16 protein-coding genes are annotated in these 18,334 nt (G+C 41.8%); 9 read left to right on the top strand and 7 right to left on the bottom strand.

What is annotated here, in order from left to right:
- The first annotated feature begins 15 nt into the window (after positions 1 to 15).
- Positions 16 to 672, top strand: coding sequence for an adenylate kinase (adk, locus tag BFG52_RS05185; RefSeq protein ID WP_067553319.1), 657 nt, complete (start codon positions 16 to 18; stop codon positions 670 to 672).
- Between the two features lie 140 nt (positions 673 to 812).
- On the top strand, positions 813 to 1,010 hold the full coding sequence (locus BFG52_RS05190; RefSeq protein WP_067553321.1) for a hypothetical protein: 198 nt from the start codon (positions 813 to 815) through the stop codon (positions 1,008 to 1,010).
- A 24-nt stretch (positions 1,011 to 1,034) separates the two neighbouring features.
- Here BFG52_RS05190 and nth read toward each other — a convergent pair whose 3' ends face one another.
- Entirely contained in the window at positions 1,035 to 1,718 is a 684-nt protein-coding gene (nth, locus tag BFG52_RS05195; RefSeq protein WP_067553323.1) for an endonuclease III, read from the bottom strand.
- Complete coding sequence (locus BFG52_RS05200) at positions 1,718 to 2,527, bottom strand: RnfABCDGE type electron transport complex subunit B (protein WP_067553325.1); 810 nt, start codon at positions 2,525 to 2,527, stop codon at positions 1,718 to 1,720. Before BFG52_RS05200 ends, nth begins: the two co-directional genes overlap by 1 nt.
- 543 nt (positions 2,528 to 3,070) lie before the next feature.
- Between BFG52_RS05200 and gdhA the strand changes: the two genes are divergently transcribed.
- On the top strand, positions 3,071 to 4,414 hold the full coding sequence (gene gdhA / locus BFG52_RS05205; protein WP_067559157.1) for an NADP-specific glutamate dehydrogenase: 1,344 nt from the start codon (positions 3,071 to 3,073) through the stop codon (positions 4,412 to 4,414).
- A 152-nt stretch (positions 4,415 to 4,566) separates the two neighbouring features.
- Here the strand turns inward: gdhA and BFG52_RS05210 are convergent, their stop codons facing one another.
- The 5 genes from BFG52_RS05210 to BFG52_RS05230 form a co-directional block, all read right to left on the bottom strand.
- Positions 4,567 to 5,343 (bottom strand): META and DUF4377 domain-containing protein, encoded by a 777-nt coding sequence (locus tag BFG52_RS05210; RefSeq protein WP_067553327.1) that lies wholly within the window; start codon positions 5,341 to 5,343, stop codon positions 4,567 to 4,569.
- A gap of 176 nt (positions 5,344 to 5,519) precedes the next feature.
- Entirely contained in the window at positions 5,520 to 6,299 is a 780-nt protein-coding gene (locus BFG52_RS05215; protein WP_067553329.1) for a dioxygenase family protein, read from the bottom strand.
- A gap of 112 nt (positions 6,300 to 6,411) precedes the next feature.
- Complete coding sequence (gene rlmH / locus BFG52_RS05220) at positions 6,412 to 6,894, bottom strand: 23S rRNA (pseudouridine(1915)-N(3))-methyltransferase RlmH (protein ID WP_067553331.1); 483 nt, start codon at positions 6,892 to 6,894, stop codon at positions 6,412 to 6,414.
- A gap of 299 nt (positions 6,895 to 7,193) precedes the next feature.
- Positions 7,194 to 9,620: an endopeptidase La gene (gene lon / locus BFG52_RS05225; RefSeq protein ID WP_067553333.1), complete on the bottom strand. Its 2,427-nt coding sequence runs from the start codon at positions 9,618 to 9,620 to the stop codon at positions 7,194 to 7,196.
- Between the two features lie 268 nt (positions 9,621 to 9,888).
- Positions 9,889 to 10,488, bottom strand: coding sequence for a 5-formyltetrahydrofolate cyclo-ligase (locus BFG52_RS05230; protein WP_067553335.1), 600 nt, complete (start codon positions 10,486 to 10,488; stop codon positions 9,889 to 9,891).
- A gap of 590 nt (positions 10,489 to 11,078) precedes the next feature.
- Here BFG52_RS05230 and BFG52_RS05235 point away from each other — a divergent pair.
- The 6 genes from BFG52_RS05235 to BFG52_RS05260 all read left to right on the top strand — a co-directional run bounded on the left by BFG52_RS05235 (position 11,079) and on the right by BFG52_RS05260 (position 18,311).
- Positions 11,079 to 12,224 (top strand): retropepsin-like aspartic protease, encoded by a 1,146-nt coding sequence (locus BFG52_RS05235; protein ID WP_157758070.1) that lies wholly within the window; start codon positions 11,079 to 11,081, stop codon positions 12,222 to 12,224.
- Between the two features lie 349 nt (positions 12,225 to 12,573).
- Positions 12,574 to 13,503, top strand: a complete 930-nt coding sequence (locus BFG52_RS05240) for a LysR family transcriptional regulator (RefSeq protein ID WP_067553339.1) — start codon at positions 12,574 to 12,576, stop codon at positions 13,501 to 13,503.
- 282 nt (positions 13,504 to 13,785) lie between these two features.
- A complete protein-coding gene (locus tag BFG52_RS05245; RefSeq protein ID WP_067553341.1) occupies positions 13,786 to 14,487 on the top strand; it encodes a CoA transferase subunit A in 702 nt (233 codons plus the stop codon).
- A gap of 251 nt (positions 14,488 to 14,738) precedes the next feature.
- Positions 14,739 to 15,368, top strand: coding sequence for a CoA transferase subunit B (locus tag BFG52_RS05250; RefSeq protein WP_067553343.1), 630 nt, complete (start codon positions 14,739 to 14,741; stop codon positions 15,366 to 15,368).
- Between the two features lie 158 nt (positions 15,369 to 15,526).
- Complete coding sequence (locus BFG52_RS05255; RefSeq protein ID WP_067553344.1) at positions 15,527 to 16,702, top strand: thiolase family protein; 1,176 nt, start codon at positions 15,527 to 15,529, stop codon at positions 16,700 to 16,702.
- A 178-nt stretch (positions 16,703 to 16,880) separates the two neighbouring features.
- Positions 16,881 to 18,311, top strand: coding sequence for a short-chain fatty acid transporter (locus tag BFG52_RS05260; protein WP_067553346.1), 1,431 nt, complete (start codon positions 16,881 to 16,883; stop codon positions 18,309 to 18,311).
- The last annotated feature ends 23 nt before the right edge of the window (positions 18,312 to 18,334 follow it).

The raw sequence follows: 18,334 nt of genomic DNA on the forward strand, positions 1-18,334 counted from the left end.
ATGAGGGTGTTTTTTATGCGCATTATTTTACTCGGACCACCTGGAGCAGGAAAAGGGACTCAGGCTCAGTTGATCTGTAAGCGCTACAATATCCCACAAATTTCAACCGGTGATATGCTCCGTGCTGCAATTCGTGAAGGTACTGAATTAGGATTAAAAGCTAAAACAGTGATGGAATCAGGTGGTTTAGTTTCAGATGAACTGATCATTGGTTTAGTCAAAGAGCGTATTGCTCAACCTGATTGCGTCAATGGCTGCATTTTTGACGGTTTCCCGCGTACCATTCCTCAAGCAGAAGCTTTGGAAAGTGAAGGTATTGCAATTGATCATGTGATCGAAATTGCGGTACCAGATGAAGAAATCGTAAAACGTTTATCTGGTCGTCGTCAGCATCCAGCTTCAGGGCGTATTTATCACTTAATTTACAATCCACCCAAAGTAGACGGTAAAGATGATGAAACCGGTGAAGATCTGGTACAACGTCCTGATGACCAAGAAGAAACCATTCGTAAACGTTTGGCGTCTTATCATGCGGATACCGAGCAATTGGTGGGTTTCTATCAGCAACGTGCTACCGAAAATCAACAAGCAGCGAAGTACAATAAGTTGGATGGTTTACGTCCAATTGATCATGTACAAACCGAGCTATTTGCAATTTTAGATCAAGCTTAATATCAAGCAACTTAACGTTTATGACGTGAAGTGCGTTATGATAAGCGCAAGTATCAAAAGAGCCCTTCTGCTATGATAGGGCTCTTTTTGTAATACTGCTAAGATACAGTTCAGATTAAAACTGTTTTGAGGATTTTTCGATGTTAAAACCTATGTTACTCGGGCTGATGCTGTTATGCGCTATTGTGGTTTTGGCTTTATGCTGGTTGAGTTTTAAGTTATTACGTCAATCCCAACAACAAGCTAAGGCAGCGGCACAAGCCCAAGCAAAGCAGTCACGTACTCAGCGCACACCCCAAAATCCATTGCAATCAATCGCAAAAAAATTATCTAAATAAAAAATTATCTAAATAAAGAATTAGCTAATTTTTAAATTTTGTGGTTGGGCGCGTTGCACCAAATTCAAAGCGATCCGGCCACTGACAGACATCGGCAACGATGCACTGATCACATTTGGGTTTACGTGCAGTACAACAATAACGACCATGTAAAATGAGCCAATGATGTGCATCAAGCATATAGGCTTTGGGAATCACTTTTAACAAACGTTGTTCAACCTCTAAGACGTTTTTACCAACAGCTAAACCGGTACGATTGCCGAGACGAAAAATATGTGTATCGACCGCCATCGTGGGTTGTCCAAAAGCAGTATTGAGGACAACATTGGCTGTTTTACGCCCAACGCCAGGTAGGGCTTCTAAATCTTTTCGATTATCTGGAACTTGCGAATGATGCTGCTCAATTAATATCTTACAGGCTTTGATAATATTTTCAGCCTTAGAATTATAGAGACCGATGGTGCGAATATAGGGCTTAAGTCCATCGACGCCTAGTGCATAGATGGTCTCAGGAGTATTTGCCACAGGAAAAAGCTTATCTGTCGCTTTGTTTACACTGACGTCAGTGGCTTGTGCCGATAAAGCCACAGCCACCAACAATTCAAAAGGACTGGAAAAATTCAGTTCGGTTTGTGGGTGCGGGCGCTGCTGTTGTAGGCGCTGAAAAAATATCTCAATTTGTTTTTTGCTCATATTTTTGACAGCCATTAGCAAGCCTCTTGTATTTGTTGGAGTTGATCACGTAGCTGCGTCAGTTCTATTTGTTTGTTTGCATCTGGACGTACACTGAGTTGTTTCTCCAATTTTTTGATTTTACTTCGAATTTTTGCTAGCTCAATGGTGGTCTGTGCTGACTGTACTGGGCTTGGTGCACTGGTATTGAGGTGAGTGCTATGTGTTGCTACGGTTGGTGTAGTTTCGTCGGCAATAACATCAAACTGGACAAATACATCATGGTCGATTGCAGCACGTAAAATCGGACCTTTTAAACGACTGCGCTTGATACTATCGCGTTGAATATGGGCATAGTAACGATCACGTAAATGATTTTGTTCGGCAATGCGTTGGGCTGCAGTGGCTAAGGCGGTATGGTCTTCGACTAAATCGATGCAATCGACTGGGCAGGGGGGAATACATAATTCACAGCCTGTGCATAAGTCCGTGAAAATACTATGCATTACCTTACCACTGCCGACAATGGCATCGACCGGGCAGGCGCTAATACATTTGGTACAGCCAATGCACTCTTCTTCGCGTATAACCGCTTTCATACGTTGTGGGCGACCATCTGCTTGGATCGGCCAAACACTGGGCTCAGCAGGCAATACAGGACGTTTCAACAATTGTGCCAATGCATCTGCAACAGGTTGACCTCCAGGCACACATTTGTTGGCAGCTTCTCCTTCAGCAATGGCTTTGGCATAGGGCAAACAGCCATCACGATGACCACATAAACCGCATTGGGTTTGTGGTAGTAAGGCATCGATTTGCTGGATAAACGCGAGAGGTAAGTTCATGTGGCAAAAAATAACTGTATCAAAACGGTGGTACGGACATTCATGTGAATGTATCACCAGCGCTGACGGCACTCGCTTTTTGTGGAGAACAAATGGCTTGCAGCACATCGCAATGGTGAGGAAAGACGATATATTGCGCAATAAAATGCGCAATACAAAGCTATGCTATTGTACATCAACTGGCAGTAAATACTAAAACATCTTGCTGCCAGCTCACTTTGTGGGCATTGCATCATCAGGTGCTGATGCGGTTAGGGTATAATTTGGGCATAATAATGTGACAAATCATGTCAGCTTGAGTGCTGAGTTGTTTTTGCATTTTTCCCGATAAGATATTGAAATATAGTAATATAAACAATTATTTAGTTTTGTCATTTTGGTCAATATTGCCAATAAAGCTTTGGAAATAGTCGACATTTTAAAAAAACATGTCAAAAAGTGTTGTAGATTGTTAACAAAAGATATTTAATTATTTGCGCCAAAACATATCATACATTGAAATGACATGATGCAGTCGTGTCATCTTTTGCTGAGGATAAAGCGTTGAAATATACAAGCTTACAAGACTTTTTAAATTACGTAAAAGCAAGGGATCCAAATCAACCAGAATTTTTACAAGCTGTTGAAGAAGTAATGACCAGTATCTGGCCATTTATTGAAAAGAACCCGCAGTATGCGGCGCATGGCTTGTTAGAGCGTTTGGTTGAGCCGGAACGTGCGATTCAATTTAGAGTTTCTTGGCAAGATGATCAGGGCGTGACCCAAGTCAATCGTGCTTTTCGGATCCAGTACAATTCCGCGATTGGTCCATTTAAAGGGGGAATGCGTTTCCACCCTTCGGTAAATCTCTCGATTTTAAAATTTCTAGGTTTTGAACAAACCTTTAAAAATGCCTTAACAACCTTGCCAATGGGTGGCGGTAAAGGCGGTTCAGATTTTGATCCTAAAGGTAAATCAGAAGCTGAAATCATGCGTTTCTGCCAAGCGTTAATGGTTGAACTTTACCGTCACCTCGGTTCGAATACAGATATTCCTGCTGGGGATATTGGTGTGGGTGCACGTGAAGTTGGCTTCATGGCTGGCATGATGAAAAAACTCAGCAATGACACTTCTTGTGTATTTACTGGAAAAGGAATGTCTTTTGGGGGATCTCTGGCGCGCCCTGAAGCAACAGGTTATGGTGCAGTATACTTTGCTGAAGAAATGCTGAAAACACGTGGTGAAAAGTTTCAAGGCAAAACCGTTGCGATTTCTGGCTCTGGTAACGTTGCACAGTTTGCTGCAGATAAAGCTATGTTCCTCGGTGCGAAGGTCGTCTCTTTATCTGACTCTAATGGTACTGTCTATGTCAAAGATGGCTTCACCGAAGCACTTTTGGCTGAAGTGATGGAGCTGAAGAATGTACAACGTGGTCGTATAGCTGATTTTGCTCAAAAACATGGCTTTGACTATTTGGAAGGGCAACGTCCATGGGGCATCAAGTGTGATATCGCCTTACCATGCGCAACACAAAATGAGCTTGACGGTGCAGATGCTGAGAAATTATTAGCCAATGGCGTGATCTGCGTTGCAGAGGGTGCCAATATGCCTTCAACACTCGATGCGGTTGAGAAGTTTGTGGCGGCTAAAATTTTGTATGCACCTGGTAAAGCATCCAATGCGGGTGGTGTTGCCACATCTGGTTTGGAAATGTCACAAAACGCGATTCGTTTGGGCTGGACTTTTGAAGAAGTCGATGAGCGTTTACATGCGATCATGAAAGAAATCCATCGTAACTGTGTGAAATATGGTACGCAAGAAGATGGCACTGTGAACTATGTAGATGGTGCGAATATTGCTGGTTTTGTGAAAGTTGCAGAAGCCATGATTGCACAAGGTGTATTCTAAGTTTTATGCTCTATCACCTTGCAGTGTATAAGCGTATAGATGTTGCAAGGTAATTAAATAGCCAAAACCAAATAGCCAAAAACCAAAAAGCCGATACTGACATCGGCTTTTTGTCTATTCATATTAAAGTCTAAAATAGCAAACGCGATCTATTATTTTTTGCTGACATCTTCACTTTCAACAACCATGTCTTTGACATAAGCATATTTGCTTTGATCTGCTGCTGGGTTTTTGATGCTATAACGTTTGATACGGACAACTTGACGTAAGTTGCTATCGTGTTGGAAACCTTGGATTTGATCGTAGAATAAAGTCCAGTCTTTATCGACTTGTGACTTAATGCCTTTATCATCATATTTGATTTCACGAACTTGCAAGCAATTTTGTGGTGCAACACCAACACAAGATTTGGTTTCAGGTGAAATTTCTAAAAAGATAGTTTCCGCACGCGATTGATATTTGGCTTCAGGTGTCATACTACCGACAAAGACCAGTTGCTCGTTATTTGGACCCGTTAAGGTTAAACGTGGCTGCTCTGGATTGCTATTCTCTAATTTAAACGCGATTGAACGTTGGTTGAAGACGCTACTGGAAAATTGTTCTTGTTTCATTAACGCAGGATCACATGCCATCATCGTCGAAACTAGTTGCCCTGTGCGGATTTGACCATTGATGATTTGCCATGTTGTTCCTTGATTGTTACAGCCTGTTGCAATGCTTAAACGTTGATCTTCTTTTTGGAAGCTGAGTACAATCGGTTTTTTGCTGCCTTCTGGCTGATATTGCCATTGGTAATCCAGCAAGCTTTGTTGGGCATTTTGTTGTTGTACCACATTGACCACCGTGTCTGTAACGCGTTGAATATCAGAACTTTGACAAGCTGCTAAAGCAAAAGGAAGGATTGCGGCAATTAAAAACTTTAATTTCATTTTTTTCCAGACACTCTAAAATACAATGCAGCAAGCTTAATTCATTCCGTTATAAAAAAATAAAGCAGTAGGTGATTTTAAGTTTCAAAATGTATCTGAATTGCAACCACATCACATTAATAGCCAGAAATGTAATATGTAATGTGGTTTTACTGGGCAGAGCTGCGAGTCAAGCGTTAACTATCAAAACGATAGATATCCATGCCGAGTGCCCCCATACTAAAACTACTATGGACAATACTACTGATTGAGCCCGTGCCCATGGCAAAAAATAACGGTGCTAAATGCTCTAAGCTAGGATGATTGCGTTGTACTTCTGGAATACTTTGCCAAGCCAAAACTTTTTCATATAGACCATGTTTAAGGTGGTAAGCAACATAGTTACGGAAATCACTGGCCCAAGAAGGGACTTGGGCATTGGGATCTTGCCAAGACAGTTCACTTAGATTGTGGGTAATACTGCCTGAACCGATGATCAAAATTTGTTGCTGACGTAATGGCGCAATAATTTGTCCAATTTCAAACAATTGTTCTGCTGTTGCCTGACGAGGTAAAGACAGTTCTAGCACGGGAATGTCGGCATCTGGATACATGTGTAATAATGGCACCCAAACACCATGGTCGCGCGGACGAGTGCTATTGGGATGCAGCACGAAATCGTAACTAGAAAATAATTGTATCATCTGTTCAGCCAAGGCAGGTGAGCCTGGTGCTGGATAACGAATCTGATAGAGCGGTTCAGGGAAGCCTCGAAAGTCATGCCATGTCTCTGGGCGACTATGGCTACTGATTTCAAAAGCATTGGATTCCCAGTGCGAAGACATGACCACGATCGCTTTGGGACGTGGCAGATTAGTACTGAGACGATGCAATGCAGGACCAACTTGCTCTGGGTCTATCGCTAACATGGGTGAACCATGAGAAATAAATAAGCCGGGTAAAGTTTGTAAGTGCATCGCTCAAGTCTCAGTGCATAGAATAAGGTTATTTTGCAAAATCAAAGCGCATGCTTAAAGCTTGTTTGGCTAACATACCGTTTTAGATATGCAACGCAGCAGAAGCATGGCTTTAGCCTGCGCGATGATAGGGGTGGTTATGGTTGATGGTCATAGCGCGGTAGAGTTGCTCAATCAACATGACACGGACTAACGGATGCGGCAAGGTGAGTTTAGATAAAGACCAGTGCCATGCTGCTGCTTGGCGCACAGCTTGACTATGACCATCTGGACCACCTATTGCTAACACCACGTCTTGACCTGCCTGCATCCAATCTTGCATGGTGGTCGCCAATTTTTCTGTACTAAACTCACGACCCGCTACTTCTAAAGCGATGAGTAGTTCATTCCCTTTTAATTGGGCTAAAATCGCATCACCTTCAATTTGGCGATATTTTAAGATATCTGCTTCAGAATCATTTTTGCCACGCTTCGCCATCGGGATCTCAATGATCTGTGTTTGCACAAAAGGTTGAATACGCTTGAGATAGTCGTCAACGCCAGTCATGACCCATGCCGGCATTTTTTGACCAATGGTGAGAATGCGAATTTTCATAGCAACTTAGGATTGAAAAATTTGCCGTAGTATAACGTGAAATGTTTTAGGTCAGATAAAATTTACATCGTAAAAAAAGCAGTCTTAAAAGGGGATTAAGACTGCATAAAATGTCGACCCATCTGGAGACATAGGTCAACATCTTCAAATGGTAAAATAATCTTCAGTCAGTATATGAGGGATATCGATCATTTTTTCAAGGGGTACGGTCTAAATAAGTTGTATGCTCTCAATATGCAGTAAGCGTAAAAAAGAGAGCCGAAGCTCTCTTTTAAATACTATAGTTAAACATAGTCAAATCAATGACGTGCTGCTTTAGCTTCGGCTTTGGTTTTGACGATCGGCGCTTTTACCAGCGGAGTTGGTTGTTCAACCAGTGCCACAGCGAGAATTTCATCAATGCTTTTAACTGCTTTGATTTCCAATCCTTCTTTGACGTTTTCTGGTATTTCAGCCAAGTCACGAACGTTTTCTTGAGGAATAAAGACTAACTTGATGCCACCACGATGAGCAGCCAAGAGTTTTTCTTTTAATCCGCCAATGCGCATTGCACGACCGCTTAGACTGGTTTCACCTGTCATGGCGATATCTGGGCGAATCGCGATGCCCGTAAAGGCAGAGACTAAGGCTGTTGCCAATGCTAAACCAGCTGAAGGACCGTCTTTCGGTGTTGCACCTTCAGGTAAGTGTACGTGTACATCGGTTTCTGCGAAGCGTTCAGTTTCAATGCCAAGTTCATCTGCACGTGTACGAACCAAAGTCATTGCTGCTTTGATTGACTCTTGCATGACGTCACCCAAGGAACCTGTGGTAATGAAGGTTCCTTTACCTTTCATGGTGGCAACTTCAATGGTGAGGAGTTCTCCACCGACAGATGTCCATGCTAGACCATTAACACGCCCGATTTGTGCTTGATCTTCCGCCATACCGTAGTCAAATTTATGCACACCGAGATAATCAGGTAGGTTTTGCTCGGTTACATCGATCTCAAGATTTTTAGCCTTTTTACTGACCGCTTCTTTGACAACTTTACGGGCAATTTTAGAGATTTCACGCTCTAAACTACGCACACCTGCTTCACGGGTATAACGACGTACAATATCGCGAATAGCGCTTTCGTGTACGCTGAGTTCTTTCGCTCTTAAGCCATTATTTTTAATAGCTTTAGGAACAAGATAACGATCAGCAATATTGACTTTTTCGTCTTCGGTATAACCCGGTAGACGAATCACTTCCATACGATCTAATAGAGCCTCTGGAATATTCATACTATTGGCAGTACAAATAAACATGACTTCAGAAAGATCTAAGTCTAAGTCCAAGTAGTGGTCATTAAACTTATTGTTTTGTGATGGGTCTAATACTTCAAGTAAAGCAGAAGCTGGATCACCACGATAATCTTGTGCCATCTTATCGATTTCATCGAGTAAGAATAGTGGGTTTTTTACGCCAACCTTAGTGAGTGACTGCACAATTTTACCTGGCATGGCACCGATATAGGTACGACGATGACCTCGGATTTCTGCTTCATCACGAACCCCACCTAAAGCCATGCGTACAAACTCACGACCTGTGGCTTTGGCAATAGATTCACCAAGTGAGGTTTTACCTACCCCAGGAGGTCCAACCAAACACAAGATCGGACCACGGAGTTTTTTGACCCGTGATTGCACAGCAAGGTATTCAACGATACGTTGTTTAACTTCCTCTAGACCATAGTGGTCAGCATCTAAGATATCTTGTGCCTTTTTCAAGTTAATACTAACTTTACTGGCGGTATTCCAAGGCGTATCTAGAATCACTTCAAGATAGTTACGAACCACAGCAGCTTCACTGGAAGCCGGTTGCATCGCTTTTAATTTACGAAATTCAGCTTCTGCTTTTTTACGGACATGTTCTGGTAAGTCTGCTTCAGCTAAACGTTTTTCAATCTCAGCGACATCATCTTCTGCACCGCCATTCATGTCAGAAAGTTCACGTTGAATGACTTTCATCTTTTCGTTGAGAAAGTATTCACGTTGGTTTTTTTCCATTTGGCGTTTTACGGAGTCATGTAATGTTTGCTCAATCTGTTGTTCTTCAGATTGTTGCAATAAATAAGTCATTAACTCTTGTAAGTGTTCTGCAAAAGTATCGTGTTCTAAAAACTTTTGTTTAATTTCGATATTCAGCGGAGCACGCGTTGCTACGAAGAATAATAATTGCTGAATATCTTCAATTTTATTTGCTGCTGCAATCAGCTCACGTGCATTACGTAATTTGGCTTCAGCATATTGTGCAAAGAGTGTACGGAGTTCTTGAATGCGTGTTGTTTGTGTCTCGGCATCCAATTGGACAGTCATTGGGCTTGCTTGATGTTCGGCGGTTAAATAGCTGCCTTCATCTACAATACGTTCTAGTTTGGAACGAGAAATCCCTTCTATTAATACTTTAATACAGTTTTCATCATTCTCGTGATTGACGACTTGCACAATTCTCGCAACAGTACCGTATCGGTACAAGTTGTCGTGATCAATCTCTTCAGTGAGGGAATCTTTTTGTGCAACGACGAAGACTAAATTGTCACTGTTACGCGCCACATCGACTGCTTTGATCGATTTTTCGCGACCAACAAACAGCGCAATTTGCATATGGGGGTACACCACCACATCTCGTAGCGCTAAAAGTGGTAAGACACTTGGAACGTCTAGTTCTAAGTTTTTTTCGTGGATGATTTCTTCAGACATGGGCACTCCTAATGAGTAACAACTGCGTTGCCATTTTTTTATAGTGATGGGTATTTTCTAAATTGCAAGGGCATAAATAGAGAAATCGCAAAAAAATAAATGCAATAACCAAAAAATTTGTTGTGAAATCGGTATTTTGCATTGTTATCCTGATCGCTTACCAGTGGTCAGGTTGAGCAAAATAGCTCAATTCATAGGATGGTCTCGGTGCGATTTTTAATTGCGGTTGAATTGTTTGTGTAACTAAGTACAGAATATTGTAGAGAATTTAAGGTCTACGCTGATGAAAGTAACGTAACTGCCGCGGGCTGAGCAAGGCATCTACCGCTTGATCCCAAGGTTGCTGCGGAAGAGACTGCTGCAATACCTGAAAGTCATGTGCCAAAGCCAAACGGAAAGGATGCTGCGGCGCTTGACTTAAACTTCGGTCATAATAACCGCCCCCCATTCCTAACCGCATGCCAGTCGAGTCACATGCCAACAAGGGCATAATGAGTAGATCTAGCTGTTGAATGCCCGCTGCCCGATGGGCCATGGCTTGTTGCATTCCCAAACGATGGCGGCTAAAACGCCGTTGCAGATATTGTTGTGCTGTGATGGGTTGCCAATGCAAGTGTTGGTTCATTTCGCAGATTAGTGGTAAATATACCCGTTTATGCTGTTTAAAGCAGGTCATGATGATTTGCCGAGTGGCAATTTCACCAAAAGCATTTAAATATACGCCGATATGCTGAGCATGCTGGAACTGAGGCATGTACAGAAGTTTTTGCCAACAGGCTTGCTCTGCTTGGCGTTGTTGATAGCGATTGAGTTGATGACGTCGTTTACGCAATTGGCGGCGTAATAGATTGAGATGAGTTGAAGTCATTGCAGGGTACTCAAGCATAGATGAGACGATTGCCGAAAAGTGCTAACACATCATGTGACGGTATATTGTATATAAGCAATATTGTACTGTAAGCAGCTTTCTATGGGCGAGTGATAAGCTTTATATTATGAAGGCGATAAGGCTTGTCATCATAAAGCTATCAAATTATGTCGCTGCAATAAAAGTATAACGCTGCAATAGTGCTGTTGATGTCTATGATATCGCCTTAATGATCGATGATAGTGATGAGAAAGTAGCGCAGTCATTTAAAATGCTAGCGGACTATTTTTCTATTCGGTTTTGTCTACTCGCTGATTGCTCTACTCAATAATAAGGTCAATAATTAAGCTGTCTATTTATAAAACATTATTGAGAAGCTTTATTTAGAAAAAATCAACGATTCAGCTGTATCATCCAAAAATAATTCAGTATCATTTATTTGCTAAACAGACGCTTGTTATTTTAATTGCGGGTTTATGTTTATAAAAATGCAGAATTGCATATTTAACTTTGATACTGGAGTTTTTAGCTCAATGGGTTTGCCTGAGAAAAAAAAAGCTATATTTTCTTCTACCTTGCTGATTCTAAGCATGGTTATTTCTACACAGCAATTGCATGCGGATAGTAATAATGCTGCAATATCTACTGCTACTACAGCGGTTTTAACGGTTCCTTTTGAAGAGAGTTTAATTATCCCCGTCAAGATTGCTGATCAGACCTATCACTTCTTAGTGGATACTGGGGCGAGTGTTACGGTGATTGATAAAACCATAGCCTCACAGATTACCCAAATTTTACCTTTAAATGAGATGGCACTGAACTATCAAAAAGAATTTGCTCAAGTTTCTGCTGTCTCTAAAAATATCGATACCACGCAGTTAAGTTTCTTAAAACCTGTTGCATTTACCATTGGTACGGAACGGGTAGAGGATAATGACGTCTGGATTGCCTCGGATCTCAGCATGATGTCGCAATTATTTGGGGTGAAAATTGATGGTATGCTGGGCATTGATAGCTTTCGAAAGTTTAATTGGGTTGTTGATAATAACAACAAACAACTTACTATTTTAAAAAATGCACCTTCTGCACATGACTTTGAGCAATGTCTGGGCTATGAAGATATGTATCATAAAAATCCACAACTTTATCTGGGCTATGCTGAAAGCAATATTCGTATGAGTGTCGATACCGGTGCTGATGTCAGCTATATGGGCAATGATTTCTTTGATTATCTCAAAGAGCAGCAACAAAATATTCGCCCGATTAGCCAAAATGCACCCATGGCAGATATGACTGGCTTAAATAAGGGCAGTGATTATATTATTACTGCCTTGAGTTTTAATGATATGCCCTTAGGTGAAATGCGCCTCAGTGAAAACCATAACAGCCAATATGCGCTAGGAATGGATTTCTTCTCACGTTTTCAACGTTATGCTTTTATGCCAAGTCGCATGATGATGTGTTTTGATGGCAAGTCGATTGCGCGGGATAAACAAATGCCATTACGTCATATTGCCGTTCGTTATTTTAATGATCAGCTCGAAATTTATTATAATGAAGAACAAGATATTAAAGCCTTGGGACTGAAAAATGGTGATGTAATTGTCGCTGTCAATGGCGTTAAATATCAGCCAAGACAAATTGATCAGCTTCGAAAAGTTTTGGCATTAACTGCGAAAGGTCAGTTAGAACTCACTATATTACGTGGCAATAAACAACGTCAGTTAAAACTTTAATCTGTATTGGCATGTCTATTGGGGCAATATAATGTCGCCACACGATGCCACAGTGATTCAATTTTAAAATTGAATCACTGTCTAATCCCATAATACGGTCAGCGATAATATCGATAATATATGTGATGTGTTTGGCAAAATAAATAGCTACGCATTTGTTAATTATAAAATAATGGTAAATTATCATTATATTTTTATTGTACAGCTATTTTTAGCTTCGTATTTTCTGATTTATTGGCTACACTATCTTCAGTAAAACGATATTATTTTTACATTATTTTTATAAACTTTACATTAGTTTAAAGGCCATCGCCTACGATGCAATAAGGATTAATAAGGTTCTTGGGTTATGACATTAAAACAGATTAAAAGCTTTCTTATTCTGGCACGAACGTTAAATTATGCACATGCTGCAGCTGAGTTATATATTAGTCAGTCTGCATTAAGCCTAACCATTAAAACTTTAGAACAGGACTTGGGGGGTAAATTATTTAAAAGAAATACCCGTCGTGTAGAATTAACGGCTGAAGGGCATTCGTTGATTCCCTATGCACGCCGATTAATGGCGAACTGGGATGAAATGGAATACGATATTAAACAATTGTTTAAATTTAATCGTGGTAGCTTGTCATTGGCTTCTATGCCTTATATTACCCACGCTATTTTACCCGGCGTAATTCAAAATTTTTTACAGCAATACCAAAATATTAATTTTTCCATTCACGATATTACCAATGAAACAGTCATTGAATTGGTCAAAGACAGTATTTTTGAATTGGGGATTTGTTTTGAACCAGAAGTTAAGGATCAGTTGCATTTCACCAGTCTGTTTAATGAGGATTTTGTCGCACTGCTACCGTTAACACATGCTTTGGGACGTGCTGAGCAAGTGACGTGGGATGAGTTGTGTGAAAACCGTTTTGTGACTTTAAAAAAGCCTTCTGTCGTACGGCATTTGATTGATGAGTTTTGTCAAAGTCGACAGCTGAATTTAGATGTGCAGGTTGAATGCCATCAAATAACCTCTATGTGTAATTTTGTTGCCATTGGTGCTGGTGTGACAGTCATTCCACGGCATTTTCAGTATTCTATTGATCCGAAACGGACCATTATACGAGAAATACGCGGAGAAAAATTACAACGCGCTGTTGGGGTGATTTACAACAAAAATTTTGAAATTTCCAAGATTTCTCAGACTTTTATTCAGACCATGCAACAGTTTGTTCATCCTGAAAAAAAGTTACAACTCAGCGCAATGCCGCATAGTTTAATGAGTTAAAAGGTTTTTTCATGGCTTAAATTTTTCATGACTGAAATCTTTCATGGTCTAAATACAGCACAATAACTCATTGTTATTTAATGTGCTCAACGACTTCAGCCTATTTTATCTATATACATTAATTCGAATATCAGAGGCGACGCAATACGGCTATTTTGCTGTATTGCTAGATGCAGTGTGATGAGGATTAATGAGTTTTTCTGATCAATTGTTCAAAATATTCAAATTCTCTTTTGCTGGTCTAAATGCTACAACTACAACAATAAATACATAAGGAAGCGTATGATGGACAAGGTATTTCAATCAGCTCAGCAGGCTTTGAGCGGTGTTGTTGCAGATCAGCAAGTGATTGCAGTGGGGGGCTTTGGATTATGTGGTATTCCAGAAGTATTAATTGATGCATTACAACAATCCGGTGTTCAAGCCTTAACCTGTGTCAGTAATAATGCCGGTGTTGATGGTATTGGTTTGGGGTGTTTACTGCAAAGCAAGCAAATCAAGAAAATGATTGCCTCTTATGTGGGTGAAAATAAAGAATTCGAACGTCAGTTTTTGTCTGGTGAACTGGAAGTTGAACTGACGCCACAAGGTACTTTGGCAGAAAAATTACGCGCCGGCGGTGCTGGGATCCCAGCATTTTATACGGCGACAGGCTATGGTACGCAGATTGCTGAAGATAAAGAAAAGCGCGTTTTTAATGATAAAAACTATATTTTAGAACATGCCATTGTCGCAGATGTGGCATTGATTAAAGCCTATAAGGCAGATCGTGCTGGCAATCTCATCTTTAATAAAACTGCCCGTAATTTTAATCCTGAATGCGCCATGTCTGCCAAAACCACCATCGTTGAAGTTGAGCATATTGTGGAGATTGGCGTACTTGATCCCGATGAAATTCATTTGGCCGGGATCTATGTTGATCGGATTGTATTGAATGCCCATCCGCACAAACATATCGAGCAAAGAACCCTATCAAGTCATTGAATAAAAACCTTATCAAGTGATAAAGCGCTGATCCTGTATACAGTCCAAAGAGGGTTTATCGGGAGCGTCATTGCCGACATAACGGACCGAAGATACATCAAGTACAGACTTAACATGTCGGCACAAAAACAGCTAAGCACGAAACAGCTCAGCACGTGGGCATAGAAACAGCTCAACATAGAAACAGCACCTAAGCACAGAAACAGACATCTAAGCATAGAAAAGATAGACACATTATGGAGAATGACATCATGGCATGGACCAAACAGCAAATGGCACAACGCGCTGCACAAGAATTACAAGATGGCTTTTATGTCAACCTTGGCATTGGTTTACCCACGCTGGTTGCCAATTATATTGCAGCAGATCAAACCGTTTGGCTGCATTCTGAAAATGGTTTATTGGGAATCGGTGAGTTCCCAACTGAGGACAGCATTGATGCAGATTTAATTAATGCGGGGAAGCAAACGGTGACGGTAAAGCCTGGTGGCGCATTTTTCTCGAGTGCTGAGTCTTTTGCCATGATTCGTGGTGGGCATATCGATTTGGCAATTTTAGGGGCGATGGAAGTGTCAGAGCAGGGTGATTTGGCCAATTGGATGATCCCTGGAAAAAAAGTAAAGGGCATGGGGGGGGCGATGGATTTGGTGGCTGGGGTACGTCGTGTCGTGGTGTTGATGGAACATTGTACCAAAGAGGGGCAGTCGAAAATTTTACCACAATGTAGTTTGCCCCTGACTGGGAGCCAAGTGGTCGATCGTATTATCACTGAATATGGTGTATTTGATATAACCGATGCCGGCATCAAAGTGGTTGAACTGGCGGAGGGTGTCAGTTTTGCAGAGGTACAACAATGCAGTGCTGTTAACTTACTGCAATAACGCGCGACAACTGAGTTATTGCACATGCGTTGCGCGCAAACTAAGGCACGTTGAAGCGTATTGGCTGAAGGCTGATATTTAGAAGATCACCATGAATACAGACCTCAAGAACAGCTATTTTTGAAGAGCGGCAATTTTTACGCAAAGGAATGAACAACATGAATCCAGTTTATATTGTACAAGGTGCCCGTACTGCAATGGGTGCCTTTCAGGGCAGCCTTGCAACTGTAACGGCACCAGCATTGGCTGCGGCAACGATTAACGCGACCTTGTCGGCATCTGGTTTAAAGCCGGAACAAGTGCAAGAGGTAATTTTAGGTTGTGTATTGCCAGCGGGTTTAAAGCAAGCACCCGCACGTCAAGCCATGCGTTTGGCGGCTTTGCCAGATTACATTACTGCGACCACGATAAATAAAGTCTGTGGTTCAGGTATGAAAGCAATCATGTTTGCAGCAGATAGTATTTTGCTTGGGCATGCTGATGTGGTGATTGCTGGGGGCATGGAGTCGATGAGCAATGCACCTTATTTACTGCCGAAAGCACGTGCAGGTTACCGTATGGGGCATGGCGAGGTCAAAGATCATATGTTTTTGGATGGTCTAGAAGATGCCGGAACGGGCAAAGCGATGGGGGTGTTTGCCCAGCAGATGGCGGATGAAAAAGGCTATAGTCGGCAACAGATGGATGACTTTGCAATCCGTTCACTGACACGCGCACAACAAGCGATTGCCGCAGGTTATTTTCAAGATGAAATTGTGCCTGTAGAAGTGCAAACACGCCAAGGCACGGTTTTGGTCAGTGAGGATGAACAGCCTGGCAAAGCCAATCTCGAGAAAATTCCACAGTTAAAAGCTGTATTCCGTCAAGATGGTACGGTCACCGCGGCCAATTCTAGTTCAATTTCAGATGGTGCAGCCAGTGTCGTGCTTGCCAGTCAAGCCGTAGTCGATGCAGAGCAATTAACAGCGCTGGGCAAAATAGTCGCCTATGCCAGTCATGCGCAACATCCGTCTGAATTTACCATTGCACCGATTGGCGCAATAGAGAAAGTATTGCAAAAAGCTGGCTGGTCTGTTGCAGACGTCGAGCTATGGGAAATCAATGAAGCCTTTGCCATGGTGACTATGGCGGCTATTGATGCCTTGGGCCTAGATGCAGAGCGCGTCAATATTCATGGTGGCGCATGTGCACTGGGGCATCCCTTAGGAGCTTCGGGTGCTCGAATTGTGGTCAGTCTCATGCATGCCTTGAAACGTACAGGTCAACGCAAAGGGATTGCCAGTTTATGTATTGGTGGTGGTGAAGCAACGGCCATAGCCATCGAAATATGCTAAGCCTTTGCTGCTTCGGTTTTGCCGATATTTTTGCCGCAATGCAAGAAATTAAAATTGTTAATTAAAGCTGTTAATTAAATTTTTTAAAAAGCCCTAATGTTCACACGATGTGAATATTTTGCCTGTACTGAGTGGTTGCACATCGGGCAGGTAAAAGCAGACGACAAGGAATAGCCGTATGTCTACAAATACAACACAAGGTGTTGGTTTTTTTGAACGCATCGCCGTGCGTATCAGCGATTGGTCTGAGAAATGGTTTCCAGATTCTTATGTATTTGCCTTATTGGGCGTGATTATTGTAGCACTTGCCGCATGGTCGATAGGGGCACCCGCGACATCGATTAGCCGTGCTTTTGGCGATGGCTTTTGGAGCCTGATTCCATTTACCCTACAAATGACCATGTTAATCGTCTGTGGTTATGTGGTATCAGTCTCCAAACCTGTTGAAAAGCTGATACACCTGTTGGCACGTTTGCCCAAAGATGGTCGTATGGCCATCGTGATGGTTGCCTTTGTGAGTTTGAGTATTTCATTGATCCAATGGGCAATGAGCACAGTACTCACAGCATTGTTGGTGATTGCACTGGCGAAGCGTAAAGAGCTGAATATGGATTATCGTGCTGCCGCCGCTGCTGCTTTTGTGGGGATGGGTGCAACCTGGGCACTGGGCTTAAGTTCTTCAGCTGCACAGCTCCAAGCCAATAAAGCCAGTTTGCCCGATAATATTTATCAACTCACAGGTGTGATCCCTTTTGCAGAAACCATATTTCTATGGCAGTCCATTGTTATTGTATTGGTTTTAATCGTGATTTCTCTGGCGATTGCATATTGGTCTGCGCCAATGGGGAAAAACGTTAAGCGCCTTGAAGATTTTGCGATAGATTTTGATGAACCGCTAGAGGTCAAAACCGAGCAGCAAACAACGCGACCAGGAGACTGGTTAGAAACTACACCGTGGTTGACTATTTTGGTGGCAATCATTGGAATATTTTGGATTTATGATCAGTTTGTGCAACAAGATCCAATGATCGCGATTTCCAATTTAAATACCTACAATTTTTTGTTTTTAATGCTTGGTTTGATCTTGCATGGCACGCCACGTCGTTTTTTAAATGCGGTCTATAAAGCGGTACCTGCTTGCTCGGGCGTCCTGATTCAGTTTCCATTATATGGCAGTATTGCCTATATGATGACCAAGGCGGTGAATATTGAGGGGTATTCGGTATCTCATTATATTGCCAATTTCTTTGTGTCGATTTCCAATACAGAAACTTTTCCAGTCGTGATGGGCGTGTATTCAGCGGTATTGGGATTTTTTGTACCGTCTGGTGGCGGAAAATGGATTATTGAAGCACCTTATGTGATGCAAGCTGCGCATGATTTAAAAGTTCATTTGGGCTGGTCGGTACAAGTGTATAATGCAGCTGAAGCCTTGCCGAATTTTATTAATCCGTTTTTTATGTTACCCATGCTGGGTATTTTAAAATTAAAAGCCAAGGATGTGATTGGTTTTACTGTGACCCAATTGCTTTTCCATCTCCCTGTGGTGTTATTTTTACTTTGGATACTCGGGCGTACATTGACTTATATTCCACCGCAATTTTCTTAAATTTAATACAGTCATGTCATATC

Source organism: Acinetobacter larvae (genome assembly GCF_001704115.1).
In the GTDB taxonomy this organism is placed as follows: Bacteria; Pseudomonadota; Gammaproteobacteria; order Pseudomonadales; family Moraxellaceae; genus Acinetobacter; species Acinetobacter larvae.

What these genes read in the sequence shown, in the direction of transcription:
- adk (WP_067553319.1), top strand. Translation starts at nt 16, where the DNA reads ATGCGCATTATTTTACTCGGACCACCTGGAGCAGGAAAAGGGACTCAG.
- BFG52_RS05190 (WP_067553321.1), top strand. Translation starts at nt 813, where the DNA reads ATGTTAAAACCTATGTTACTCGGGCTGATGCTGTTATGCGCTATTGTG.
- nth (WP_067553323.1), bottom strand. Translation starts at nt 1,718, where the DNA reads ATGGCTGTCAAAAATATGAGCAAAAAACAAATTGAGATATTTTTTCAG.
- BFG52_RS05200 (WP_067553325.1), bottom strand. Translation starts at nt 2,527, where the DNA reads ATGAACTTACCTCTCGCGTTTATCCAGCAAATCGATGCCTTACTACCA.
- BFG52_RS05210 (WP_067553327.1), bottom strand. Translation starts at nt 5,343, where the DNA reads ATGAAATTAAAGTTTTTAATTGCCGCAATCCTTCCTTTTGCTTTAGCA.
- BFG52_RS05215 (WP_067553329.1), bottom strand. Translation starts at nt 6,299, where the DNA reads ATGCACTTACAAACTTTACCCGGCTTATTTATTTCTCATGGTTCACCC.
- rlmH (WP_067553331.1), bottom strand. Translation starts at nt 6,894, where the DNA reads ATGAAAATTCGCATTCTCACCATTGGTCAAAAAATGCCGGCATGGGTC.
- lon (WP_067553333.1), bottom strand. Translation starts at nt 9,620, where the DNA reads ATGTCTGAAGAAATCATCCACGAAAAAAACTTAGAACTAGACGTTCCA.
- BFG52_RS05230 (WP_067553335.1), bottom strand. Translation starts at nt 10,488, where the DNA reads ATGACTTCAACTCATCTCAATCTATTACGCCGCCAATTGCGTAAACGA.
- BFG52_RS05235 (WP_157758070.1), top strand. Translation starts at nt 11,079, where the DNA reads ATGGTTATTTCTACACAGCAATTGCATGCGGATAGTAATAATGCTGCA.
- BFG52_RS05240 (WP_067553339.1), top strand. Translation starts at nt 12,574, where the DNA reads ATGACATTAAAACAGATTAAAAGCTTTCTTATTCTGGCACGAACGTTA.
- BFG52_RS05245 (WP_067553341.1), top strand. Translation starts at nt 13,786, where the DNA reads ATGATGGACAAGGTATTTCAATCAGCTCAGCAGGCTTTGAGCGGTGTT.
- BFG52_RS05250 (WP_067553343.1), top strand. Translation starts at nt 14,739, where the DNA reads ATGGCATGGACCAAACAGCAAATGGCACAACGCGCTGCACAAGAATTA.
- BFG52_RS05255 (WP_067553344.1), top strand. Translation starts at nt 15,527, where the DNA reads ATGAATCCAGTTTATATTGTACAAGGTGCCCGTACTGCAATGGGTGCC.
- BFG52_RS05260 (WP_067553346.1), top strand. Translation starts at nt 16,881, where the DNA reads ATGTCTACAAATACAACACAAGGTGTTGGTTTTTTTGAACGCATCGCC.